Raw genomic sequence first — 12106 nt, 5'->3', positions numbered from 1 at the left:
AAATGGTACCTCCTGCTTTCTTATTTAACACTCTTTAAGAATGAACCGATAATCAGCAGCACGATGGAGATCACAAAGCAGGCAATGGAAACCACGCTGGCATAGAATACGTTCCAGCCGGGCGTATTGCCGGAATTCCAGGAAAATAATCCGGATATCAGCAGGACGCGGTTCAAGATGATCCCGCCGATGACTGCTGAAAAAAGAGCAACGGCAGCCACACCGGACAGTGTCCCGACAAAATCGTAATTTCCCCACCGGTTAGCGGCGTAAACAGCAATCAAGATCAGAAGTATCCCGGCGATTGCCCCCAGTACAAACAGTGGGAAAGAATTGAGCGCATAAGCTTCGTTCATGGTACTGCTGACCACCATGGCGATGAACGCCGCGATGCCAGCTGCTGCGGACAGGATATTGAAATAGAAAGCCGGACCCTGTTTTTTAATAAAAGCTGTCATTTTATGATACCTCTCTTTCTTTGCGTTTGGAGGACACGACGTACAGAGCTCCACTGGCCAGCAGCAGAATTCCAAATGCTGCTATAGCTGCCATATAGGCCATACGCCACCATGTCATGGTCTGCTCGATATGAGTCGTGCTGTTATAACGGTTCATCAGACTGCTCTGGCTGAACGCATATAAGATATTGTGACAGGAATCCTTCACGGCATTCTGCAGCCTCGCATCTCCGGAAAGCAGCTGGGCGCTGACCTTGCTGCCGTCAACCTGAGTGGCAAAGGTGGAACAGTTCTCCAGCGTCGTAGCCCCATAGAAGCCTGAAATACCGCGGGTATCGAAGCAGGTCGTACCGGATGCCAGTACCGCTCCGTAAATGTCGGTGTCGTCATAAATATCGGTGACCGCATATCCCTTGAAGCCCCACTCCTCTTTCAGAATCTCTGTCATCAGTTCGTAGCTGGCGGTGCATTCCACCGGTCCGATCTTGCTGAAGGAAACCATCAGGCCGCGCATACCGGCGTCCTCTTCCTCCGTGTCGTACTTGGTCGCCTCGAAAGCGATCTGATAAGCACGCAGCTCGACCTCACGGGCCCTCTGCTCCAGCATGTAAGGCGCCACGCCGCTTCGGTTTGTTTCCTGATCGTTGAATGCAAAATGCTTGGGTGCTGCAATCAGGCCGTAATCCAGTGCGCCGATGGCAAATTCCATAGCCGCGGAACCAGACAGAACCGGGTCTTCCGAATAGTATTCGCCGTTACGGCCATTATAAGCATGGCGATGAGTATTTAAACCAGGTCCCCACAGAATCGGGATTCCTGTGAACAGCGCTTCCTCTCCAATAAAGGAGCCAACTTCTTTATATAAATCCTGGTTAAAGGAAGCAGCTACGAGTGGTGCGTTGGCAAATACCTCCGGATGCCAGTTTCCGTTGGGATCGCTGGCGGAGATGCTCCAGGGAGCCCCCGTGTCCTTTGAAGCGTTTAAGTTTACAGCCACACCATTTCCTGCGTTCTCGGTCATATACGTTTCCACTGTACCGATGGAGCTGACTCCGGGGATACTCGGACCGCCGAACGTAGCGAGATACTGCGCTTCCTCGAGCGTCATCTTATCAAGCAGCTCCTGCCATTTCACATCGTCAAAATCAGTGCCGTACATCTCATAGAACATCAGATTGCTGTCCTTCCCCCAGGTGATTCCGGAGGTGTCGTCGTCCGTCTGAATGGTATAATAATTTCCGTTAAGCAGGTTAATCAGTTCTTCATTGACCAGTGTCATACCGGTGTAGCTCTTCGGATATGTGCCGGCCCAGTCGGTACGGCTTAAATAAGTAACCTCTCCCGGCTGGAAATAGTTCCAGTCAGCGTAATCCAGCTGGTTTGAAATCTTCTCTCCGGTTTTCGAAACAGAGAAAGCGGTGCTGGAAATAAAATCTTCTGTAATCTTATGTTCGTAAGCCATAGCGCTGTTGCTCTCGCCTGACAGACTTTCCGGATCCGCTCCCTGGCGGGCCATCATATGATTCAGGGCATCATGTGCGCCGTTACCCATGGCAAAGTAATACGTTCCCGGATCCAGGATATAAGTACCAACTGTGCCGTCACCGTTATCATACGTGTTGTCGTAGCTGGCAATATACTATAAATCAACCTCGACGGAGACCACCTGTGATTCGCCTGGCTTCAGGGTATCGGTCTTGCCGAAATTAAGCAGCTGAACCGCTGACTTCTCAACGCCTCCCTCTGTATAAGGAGCCTGTCCGTAAATCTGGACAATGGATTTTCCGGCCATGTCACCGGTATTTGTTACCTTTACATGAAATACGGCGGTTGCATCGCAGACGCCTGTTTCCGGATCTGTGGAGACGTTAAACTCCGGTTCTCCCTCGAATTCCTGGGTAAAATCGGTATAAGAAAGACCATATCCGAAGCCATAGGCTACCTCTTTGTCATAGTCCCACTCCGTGGAAGACGCATAAGCACCGACCGGAGAACCGGCGTTGCCGTTTCCAAATACCGAATCGTAATATCTGGTCTCATAGTAGCGGTAGCCAACATAGATGCCTTCGGCCTCGATCAGGTAGTTGCCTGTGGTGCCGCCGGTCTGTCCAGCGCCGCGGGTGAGCATTTCCGCCCCGTTTTCATACTGGAAATTACCCATGTTCTGCATGGCGGGAGCCGACATATTATAGGTTGCGTAGATATCAGGAAGTGCGCCGGAAGGGCTGGTGCGTCCGCAAAGGATATCTGACACACCCAGCATACCGTAGCAGCCTGGGAATCCAATCCAGAGAATTGAATCTATTTCAGGGTCATTCTTTAAGTCACCGATTTCAACGGCATTGGCGGAGTTGAGCAGCACGATTACATTGTCGCTGCATTTCTTCGCCATCTCGATGGTATCGCGTTCATTGGATGTCAGCTGCAGCGGTTCCTCCGCTCCCAGACCGTCAACCACTCCGCCCGGCAGATAGTCCTTGGACTCCGCGCTTGGACGGCTGATGACTACAATCGCCGCATCGCCGTACTCGGCAAAGCTGGCCGCATAATCGGAATTGACTGCCTTGATCTCCGCTGTGGACGGCTCGCCCGGGTCGTACTCCGCGGAAGGAGTCTCATTTTCGGAGTGAAGATACGTTTCATTCAGTTTATCATATATCGCTGTCATTACCGGATTGACGGTAAAGCCTGCGCCCTCGAACTCAAATTCGTCTCCGCTCCAGGAGTCTAGCGTCGCGCCTCTCGTAACCTCGCCGGTGGCAAAGTTATTATTCAGCGTGTAGGCTATGGTATTCTTAAAATCAGTCTTATTCTGAGTAAGCGCCTGCTCCAGACTGATATAAGGTCCCTGGGCCTTGACACCGAAGCTGGAACCCAGCAGCGATACGTGAGAACGGATTCCAAATAACGTCACCTGGGAATTGCCGGACAGCGGAAGTCCCTGTCCATCTGCGTTGTTGTTCTTAAGCAGTACCGCGCCCTCCGCAGCCTGCTGGCGGTTCAAATCAATGGCTTTCTGAATCAGCGCGTGGGAATTGCCGGTTCCGTCTTCATTGAGAACCTCCGCCGACGGCTGAAACTTATCATATAAAGGGTCATCCTCTGTATTTTCGGAGACGAATTTCTCACTCAAAGTACCGAGAGCAGTATCGATCGTCGCCTTGTAGCTTTCAGCCACAACCCCAATAATAATTGTCAGTGAAAAAATAAATGTAAACAGAGTTGTCAAGCCGCGCCAAAGCGCTCTTTTTTTCATAAACATAACTTTTCCTTCCTTTTCAACTGTATATTTTATTACACCCAATTGGCGCTGGAGGATTTTTTCCTGACCAGCTTATAAGCCGGGTTTGGAACCGCGACTTTATGAAAAACAGCGGTATCCCTGCATTCACCGGCTCTCACCTCCACCGTTACCGTGCCGTTTAGGGGCACACAGAAGTTGAAAACACGGTCTCCTGTCTGTTCCTCCATCAGCTTTCCATCCGCGTACAGCGCAGCCTTTGGCTGATTGGTGTATACCTTCACAGTAGTGACAGATTCCTCCCGGTCCGCCCTTCGCCGTCCCGCAATGTGCACAAACGGTTCTTCACTCCAGTAAGCCTTATAGAGATAGAAGCTGTCCTTTTTGATTTTCCGGTCAAATGTGACCAGCCCCTTGTGGTTCATACCGGCCTCTCCGCCCTGATCTCTGGCATCCGCCGCGAAATCAAACATGTTCCACACATGAGTCGCCCACAGATAGGGGTTGCGTTCAAAGCATTTTAACATGTACTCGTGGTAAATGGTCTGATACTCCTCCGAGTGATCCCCTCTGCGCGGCTTTCCAGAATGCAGGTTCGGCATGGCCTCGCAGCCGTATTCCGAATACCCCAGACAGCGCTTCGGATAACGGAAATGGAAAAACCGCATCCACCAATCATTCAGGAACAGCCCCGGGACGTACCATCCCAGATACAGATTCCACGATACCAGGTCGGTGATATGCGCAGACCGGTTAAAAGGCCCGCACATGGCGTAGCAGGCCAGCGTTGTCAGCCTGGTCGGATCCATCTCATGACAGAGCTCGTTGAGTTCCCGGTGATTATCCAGCATATCCTTTTTATTCTTTGTGGAGATGGTAATCTCGTTGGAGACTCCCCAGCAGACAATACAGGGATGGTTGTAATTCTGGACAATCAGTTCCTTCATCTGGCTTATGGTGTTCGCTCTTCCATTGGCCATATGTTCGGAAATATAAGGGATTTCCGCCCAGACCACCAGGCCGGACTCGTCGCACAGATCGTAGAAATACTGATCGTGCTGATAATGGGCGAGGCGGACCGTATTGGCCCCAATCTCACGGATGAGCTCCATGTCCTTTTGATGGTGCTCCTTCGTGATGGCATTGCCCAGTCCCTTCCAGTCCTGATGGCGGGATACGCCGCGCAGGGGATAGCTGCGGCCGTTTAAGAAAAATCCTTTTTCCGGGTCCACATGGAAGGTGCGGACGCCAAACCGGCAGCGGATCTCATCCACGGTTTTCCCGTGGTACTCCAGGCGCGCGACCGCCGTATAGAGATACGGGTCCTTCAAGCCATCCCATAAGTGCACGGAAGGGATGACCAGTGTGCAGTCCGCTCCGGTTCCGGAGGCGGCTGCCGCGCCGTCTGAATCCAGAAGAACGATGCGGATCTCACAATCATCGTCCGGCAGCGCTGCATCGGATTTATTTCCCCCTGCATCCATCTCGGTAAAGGTCTGGACTCTGACATATCCGTCCAGTTCTTTTACCTGCGGCGTAATACGGATTCCGTTCCCGCCGCGGTCAGCCAGAGCAAAATGTCTCCGGTTCACCACCACCAGATTCACGTCACGGTATATTCCCCCGTAGAATGTGAAATCCGCTTTCTGTGGGTACACACGGTCGTTGACGCCATTGTCCGCTTCCACAGCCAGCCGGTTTGTCTCCCGCAGCAGATCTGTCACATCCACACGGAATGTGGAATAGCCGCCGTCATGGGTGCACACCAGGGTATCGTTGAAGCATACCCTCGCACTGGCGTTCACTCCCCGGAATTCCAGATAGACCCGTTCCTCACCTTTCTGAAACTCCGGCATGTCCAGTTCCCGTTCATACCTGCATGAACCGCGCCAGTAATTATTACCGCCATCCTGCCCATCCACGTTGTTCCAGGTATGCGGCAGATTCACTGACACGGTCCTTCCATCCGGACCGGTAAACTGCCACCTGTCATTCAAATTCTTTGTTTTTCTCATGCCATTTCTCTTTTCTTTGTGCTAATCCTCCATACTATAACAAGTTTTTTTTCGGAGTGTAAGCATTTTTGTATAAGTGGTCGATTTTAGAACCCAAGTGGTTTTCAGCAAAAAAAATCAGGGCTGAGAGGAAATATACTACCTCCTCTCAGTCCTGTCCGCGGCTTTTTTGCCTGCGATCGGAATCAATATCTTCAACGAAAAGATATTTTCCTCCGTATCAATTTTCATGAAACCATTATATTTTTCTACCGTATAACGGATACTCTTCAAGCCGAATCCGTGATACCCGTTCCGGGCCTTTGTGCTGACGGGCAGATCGCCGTCAAACTCCAGCCGCCTGCCGAGCGGATTCATGATATTAATGATCAAAAACTGTTTGCGGACGTACACCAGCACGTCTATCATCCGCATCTCCTGATTCTCCAGCTGCTTTACGCTCTCAATCGCATTGTCAATGGCATTGCCAAACACGGTATATAGGTCTACCGGATCAAAGATATCCATCTGGCGGCCATCCGCAATGCAGTTAATCTTGATGCTGCTGGCCGTACAGAACAGGCTCTTCTCCGTCAGAACCGTATCCAGCACTTCATTGCCGGTCTTCACGATGGAGTCATAGATCTGCACGGAATCTTCCACCTCGCGCAGATATTTGTCCCGTTCCTCCGGACTGGTGATGGCGCGCATGGCGGCAATCTGATGCTTCAAGTCATGGCATTTGCGGTTAATCAGGGTTATGGTCTCCTGGGACAGCTCATACTGCTCCTTCTGCTGATGCCACAGCTGATTTAAGATGTCCAGCTCCTGTTTCATGGCGCTTTTCTTGAACAGCGTGTTCTGAAGGTAGAGAATCAGGACGCAGTAGCACTGAATCAGCAGGATGTTCCATACCCGCACATCAGGATATGGAATGCCGCCCCCTGACCTCAAAAAGCCAAACAGGATTTCAAAAACAATCAGCAAAAACAGCGCCGAGGACAGCTGCCGAGGCCCCACCTGATAGACTCCGTTTTCCGGCATATATCTGACGATTGTGATGCCGGCCATCCCATAGATCACTGCGTAAATCACCACCATGTAGCCGATGGCCGACAGCTGGCCTCCGATCCCCATACTCCTCAGAACAATGAATGCGGACTCATGGGCAATCTGCTGGCTGATGATCGCCCACGCCGCGCAGTACACCGCCGCGCCTGGAGGCGTGGCCGCGCAGATATAAATAAACAGGCAGCTCAGCAGAAAAACGCCCGACATGGATACCACCTCCGGAACGGTCACTGCCGAAAATGCCGTCTTCCACCAGACTGCAGCCACAGCCACAGCGCAGGTCCCCGCCGTCGCCAGGCCCAGTCTCATCCGGAAATTCGGGCGGTGTTTCAGCGGAATTATATAAAGCACGCATGCCGCCCAGAGCGATACAGCCAGTTCCACATACGTCCATATCGTGATATTTATCTTTGTCATGTCCCCATCCCCATGTAATCCGTCAGCTCGGAAAGAAACGCCGTCTTATTCCTCCTGCTGATCTCCAGTTCATCTCCTGCTACGATGACTATATTTTTGCGTATCTCCGAAACGTACTGCAGATTCACCAGATACCAGTGGTTGCACCGCACAAAATGGCTCTCCTTCAGCGTCTCCTCCGCTCCCTGCAGCGTTCCTCTCACCACGAAAATACCGTCCTCCGTGTGGTAATGCAGCATACGGTTCTGCACCTCCACGTAGTGAATCCGGTCCACCTTGAGCCGTTTGATCCCATCCGGAAGATTTAAGAGGATTTCCTCCGGCTGACGTTTTTTCACCCTTGAGACGGCGCGGTCGAGACGCACGGAGAAAGTGTAATAGTTAATCGGCTTCAGCACGTAATCCAGCGCTCCCACATCGTAACCGTTAATCGCATACTGGGCCATATTGGTAATAAAAACCAGAACTACATCCTGATCTTTTTTTCGTATTTCCCGTGCCGTCTCCATTCCATTCATTTTTCCCATCTCTATGTCCAGCAGAATGATATCAAAGCGCGTGCTGTAATTCTCCAGCAGCGCACTTCCGTCGCAGAAGGTCTCTGTCTGAATCTCCCGTTTCTTCTCCGCACTATACTGCCTGATATATTCCTGAATCTGGTCAATATACACTTTTTCATCGTCCACTACAGCAATTTTCAGCATACCCCGTTACCTCCTGACACATACCCCGCCTCTGTTTTCATCCGTTCATTATAGCATGTCCGATTTATTTTGCATAGAAAAAATGGCGGTGCAGCCGGAATGGCCCGCAACAGTTCAGCCTTTATTTCTGGCAGCCGCTGCCAAATGGGGATTTAGGCAAAGTTAGTTTTTTGGCGGGAGGGACGCCGGCAGAGGAAGAAGCGGGAGCGGGGAGCAGCGCGGAACGGACGGCAGGGAGGCGGCAGGGGGACGCCTGGCGGACGAAACCTATCTCCCTACAGAATGAAAAACACAGCCTGAGAGAGAGGGGGAGTGGAGGCGGGGGTAGGGGAGGAACACGCGGGCGGATGCAGGGGCACTACTGCGACTTGATCGAGGTTCGGACGGACTTAGCCAAAAGGCTCGCCGGAACAGGGGGCGACGGAGGGCTTTCCGGGCCCGGAGTCGAGTGCACATGGAGGGGAGGACCTTCAGGGCATCCCTGGAATTTGCGCGGTACCCCTGTTCCGGTGGGGCTTTTGGCTTAGTCCTGCCCACCGAGAGCACTTGAGCTGTAGCGCCCCTGCATCCGCCCGCGTGTTCCTCCCCTACCCCCGCCTCCACTCCCCCTCTCTCTCAGGCGTATCCTTCATCCAGAAAATCCTTTTATAAAATAACCGGCTGAATCTGTTTTCCTTCCAGCGCTTCTTCCAGGGTTCTGACAATCTGATCCGTCCTGGCAATCATGGAATTGGGCTTTTTAATCGCGTTATCCTGGCCGAATGGCACGAAATAAATGTTTTTAATATTAAAAAGCTGGCCGATATTTTTAAAATTAATTCCCAAAGCGTCGTTGGTGGAAATCGAGATAACCAGGGGCTTGGAGTTTCTCAAATGGGCTTTTGCAGCCATGAGGACAGGGGTGTCGGTTATACCGTTGGCCAGCTTTGCCAGGGTGTTCCCTGTACACGGTGCAATGAGAAGAATATCCAGGTAGCCCTGCGGACCAATCGGTTCGGCATCCTCCAGCTTCAGAATGGGGGGATTGCCGGTCAGGTCGGAAATGTGGCTGATAAACTCCGTGGTATCTCCAAAACGGGAATCGGTAGTCTGCACATTTGTGGAGATAATGGGATAGATGGAGGCGCCTTCCGCCATCAGAGCGGTGACTGCCTCTTCCATCTTACTAAAGGTACAGAAAGACCCGGTGATTGCCAGGCCGATTTTTTTTCCTTCTAATTTCATAAAATGCACATGGAGACTCGCGTCTTTAGACATGAGAGGAATTGTGCCCCTCCTGACTCTTACGCAAGCTCCTTCTCCTTTTTTTAGTTTTTCAAACATTTGTTTACTTTTTACTACTATTTGCGGTAAAATGTACTCAGTCCATAATCTGTTATGAGGTACAAAATCTATGAAATCTATTACCATTACTGCTAAAGTCAAACTATATCCTACATCAGAACAGATGATTATTTTGAATAAGACACTGTCCGTTATCCGGGATGTGCTGAACTTTGTCTCTGCTTTCGTTTTTGGACGGGAGGGAATCCGCTATCTCGAATTAGACCATGCCTTATACTACCCTGTCAGACAGCAGTTCGGACTCCGCTCTCAGATGACTCAGAGTGTATTTAAGACCGTCCTTGCGAAATATAAATCCATGAAAAGCAATGGCCACCCTTTCTCGAAAGTATCTTTTCGAAACTTTGAGTATGATCTGGTATGGAACCGGGATTACTCCATATCAGGTCAGTCCGTCAGTTTAAATACCCTTTCCGGCAGGCTGCATATCCCATTTGAATTAAAAGGGATGGAACACTGGTTTTCTGCCGGTGGACGCTTTGGCACTGCTAAACTGATCCGTAAAAACAGGAAATACTATCTGCATATACCGGTTACTCTGGAAGCAGAGAACAGGAATACCTTAAATCATATCGTTGGAATTGATCTCGGTGTGAACCATCTGGCAGTTTCCTTTGACGATGAAGGGATCACCAGATTCTTTTCCGGCCGCACAGTCAAGGAAAAGCGCGCAAAAGTCCTTGCGACAGACCCGAAGTACACCAGCCAGAGCTGTCCGGTCTGCGGGAATACGACAAAGGCTAACCGTAACAGAAGAAAGCATGAATTTTGCTGTACTGTATGCGGTTACCGGAGTAATGACGACCGGACAGGGGCCATCAATATCTACCGTAAAGGATGTAATACTCTGTTCGCAGAGACCTGTCAGGCATAGCCGAAGCAGGCAGGCTGTCGTCAATCAGCCTATTGTAGCCAACGTTTGAGGTAGGAGGCATGAATCACATGCCGTACTACGTGTAGTTGAGTTACAAGCCCGTGTCTTCAGACATGGGTAATTGACATAAACTCCTTTACTATAAGCTTTTCATGACAGCCTTTAACAGAATTTCAGCCGCCGCCTTCGGCGCATAGGCGCCGGGGAGCCCGGGACATAGTCTGGCGTTTATTTCCCGGCTCTTACATGCGGTAAAATCCACGCCGCCAGGGGCAGAGGCAATGTCAATGATGGTGACATCAGGCCTCATAAGGCGGATTTCGGCTTCACGGATGACTGGTGCGGGTATGGTATTGAATATAAAGTGATACTCGCCTATATCCTGTGAGATTTCGGACAGAGGCTTTGTCTTAAGCCCAAGCGCAGTCCCAAAGGCCAGCTGGACCGGATCTCTGTCGGCCACTGTGACATCCGCGGACAATCCCTGTAATTTACAGGCAAGCGTTTTTCCGCAGCGGCCGAAGCCTGTGACGAGACACCGGCTTTGGTGAAGGCAGTCCGGGCTCAAACGGATCGCTTCCGCAATCGCCCCTTCCGCTGTTGCTATGGTATTTTCTAAGGTGATTTCCTCTATCTCCAGAAAGTCAAAGTATGGGATTTTATGCTCTTTGGCGTGGTCTTTTACAAAGTCAGGTATATTTCCGCCGAACAGGGTATTGTCAGGCGTTAAGTGTCTTAAAAGGTCCGTGATCTTTAAGGAATCTTTCTGGTCCGTGGAAAAGATGGTCTTGCCATCCTTTGTAAAGGGTACGGGACACAGAAGGACGCTGCTGGCTTTTATGGCTTCTTCCAGAGAAAGGTTAAGCCTGCCTAAGTCGGCGGATGTAACGGTGGGAAACCCCTGTTGCTTTAACATGCGGCCCAGATAAATCTGTCTTAAATCGCCGCCCAGAATCAAATAATTATTCATGAACTTCACTCTCCATAGTGATTTTATATGAGGAAAAAAACTGGTTTGTGCAAGGAACAGACCGGGAGAGTTTGTCATATTTTACATCAAGGCATTGAATCAAAGGGAAGGTAAGATGATTTTTGAAGGATCTGCAGCAGCAGTTGTGACACCAATGGCCGAAAATGGCGCTATCGATTTTGAAGCAATGGGAAAATTATTGGAATTTCAACTGGAGAATGGAACTGACGCCATTGTAGTAAACGGGACTACCGGCGAATCCTCCACGCTTCAGGATGAAGAGAAATATAAGCTTATTGAATTTACCGTGAAGCGGGTTCATGGAAGGGTGCCTGTAATTGCAGGCGCAGGAAGCAACAATACCGCTCATGCGGTAGAATTGTCAAAAAAAGCTCAGGAGCTTGGCGCGGATGGGCTTTTAGAGGTGACGCCTTACTACAACAAGACCTCGCAAAAGGGACTGATCGCCCATTTTACAGCCGTGGCGGACAGCGTTTCAATTCCGGTAATCCTCTATCATGTGCCCAGCCGTACCGGCATGACCATGGAACCGGAGACCTGCAAAGTGCTATCACAGCATCCGAATATCCAGGCTGTCAAGGAGGCGGGAGGCAATATCTCCCACGTCGCCCGGATCGTCTCTCTGTGCGGGGAAGACCTGGATATTTATTCGGGAAATGACGATCAGACGGTTCCCGTTCTTTCTCTGGGAGGCAAAGGCGTGATCTCTGTCCTGGCCAATATCATGCCGCGGGAAACCCATGAAATGTGCAGACTTTTCTTGAATGGGCAGGAAAAGGAGAGCTTAAAACTGCAGTTAGACCTGCTTGATTTGATGAATGCCCTTTTCCTGGACGTCAATCCGGTGCCTGTTAAGGCGGCCTTAAGCCTGATGGGAATATGTGGGGAAAATTACAGGCTGCCTCTCATCAGAATGAGTGCCGCTGACAAGGCAAAGCTGACGGAAACCATGAAAAGGCATTCCCTGATTTAGAGAAACGCGAAAGGGGGTCCTGAAAGCCGTAATCGTACG

At 50.7% G+C, this 12106-nt stretch carries 10 protein-coding genes; 2 read left to right on the top strand and 8 right to left on the bottom strand.

Translation table 11 applies throughout. From position 1 onward, the window contains the following. Window positions 1–20 precede the first annotated feature (20 nt). The 7 genes from M1L66_RS00910 to M1L66_RS00880 form a co-directional block, all read right to left on the bottom strand. Window positions 21–458, bottom strand: a complete 438-nt coding sequence (locus tag M1L66_RS00910; RefSeq protein WP_187023321.1) for a hypothetical protein — start codon at window positions 456–458, stop codon at window positions 21–23. 1 nt (window position 459) lies between these two features. Further along, entirely contained in the window at window positions 460–2010 is a 1551-nt protein-coding gene (locus M1L66_RS00905; RefSeq protein WP_434690313.1) for a glycoside hydrolase family 3 N-terminal domain-containing protein, read from the bottom strand. 87 nt (window positions 2011–2097) lie between these two features. Beyond that, window positions 2098–3720, bottom strand: coding sequence for a glycoside hydrolase family 3 C-terminal domain-containing protein (locus M1L66_RS00900; protein WP_434690310.1), 1623 nt, complete (start codon window positions 3718–3720; stop codon window positions 2098–2100). A 32-nt stretch (window positions 3721–3752) separates the two neighbouring features. Further along, window positions 3753–5714 (bottom strand): glycoside hydrolase family 2 protein, encoded by a 1962-nt coding sequence (locus tag M1L66_RS00895; RefSeq protein WP_434690307.1) that lies wholly within the window; start codon window positions 5712–5714, stop codon window positions 3753–3755. Window positions 5715–5852: 138 nt separating this feature from the next. Then, window positions 5853–7181: an ATP-binding protein gene (locus M1L66_RS00890; protein WP_434690304.1), complete on the bottom strand. Its 1329-nt coding sequence runs from the start codon at window positions 7179–7181 to the stop codon at window positions 5853–5855. After that, complete coding sequence (locus M1L66_RS00885) at window positions 7178–7885, bottom strand: LytR/AlgR family response regulator transcription factor (RefSeq protein WP_187023317.1); 708 nt, start codon at window positions 7883–7885, stop codon at window positions 7178–7180. The genes M1L66_RS00890 and M1L66_RS00885 overlap by 4 nt, the downstream gene beginning before the upstream one ends. A gap of 645 nt (window positions 7886–8530) precedes the next feature. Then, window positions 8531–9109: a dipicolinate synthase subunit B gene (locus M1L66_RS00880; protein ID WP_002605564.1), complete on the bottom strand. Its 579-nt coding sequence runs from the start codon at window positions 9107–9109 to the stop codon at window positions 8531–8533. Window positions 9110–9278: 169 nt separating this feature from the next. On the opposite strand from M1L66_RS00880, the gene M1L66_RS00875 reads away from it, so the two are divergent. After that, window positions 9279–10103, top strand: a complete 825-nt coding sequence (locus M1L66_RS00875; protein ID WP_434690300.1) for a zinc ribbon domain-containing protein — start codon at window positions 9279–9281, stop codon at window positions 10101–10103. Between the two features lie 139 nt (window positions 10104–10242). On the opposite strand, the gene dpsA is transcribed toward M1L66_RS00875, so the two are convergent. After that, window positions 10243–11073 (bottom strand): dipicolinate synthase subunit DpsA, encoded by an 831-nt coding sequence (gene dpsA, locus M1L66_RS00870; protein WP_002605563.1) that lies wholly within the window; start codon window positions 11071–11073, stop codon window positions 10243–10245. A 115-nt stretch (window positions 11074–11188) separates the two neighbouring features. Here dpsA and dapA point away from each other — a divergent pair, with 115 nt between their 5' ends. Continuing rightward, window positions 11189–12067, top strand: a complete 879-nt coding sequence (dapA, locus tag M1L66_RS00865; RefSeq protein ID WP_434690296.1) for a 4-hydroxy-tetrahydrodipicolinate synthase — start codon at window positions 11189–11191, stop codon at window positions 12065–12067. Window positions 12068–12106 lie beyond the last annotated feature (39 nt).

This window comes from Hungatella sp. SB206, assembly GCF_051132295.1.
Classification (GTDB): Bacteria; Bacillota; Clostridia; order Lachnospirales; family Lachnospiraceae; genus Hungatella; species Hungatella effluvii.
The sequence above is the reverse complement of the archived record's forward strand: the minus strand, read 5'-3'. Positions and strand labels throughout refer to the sequence as shown.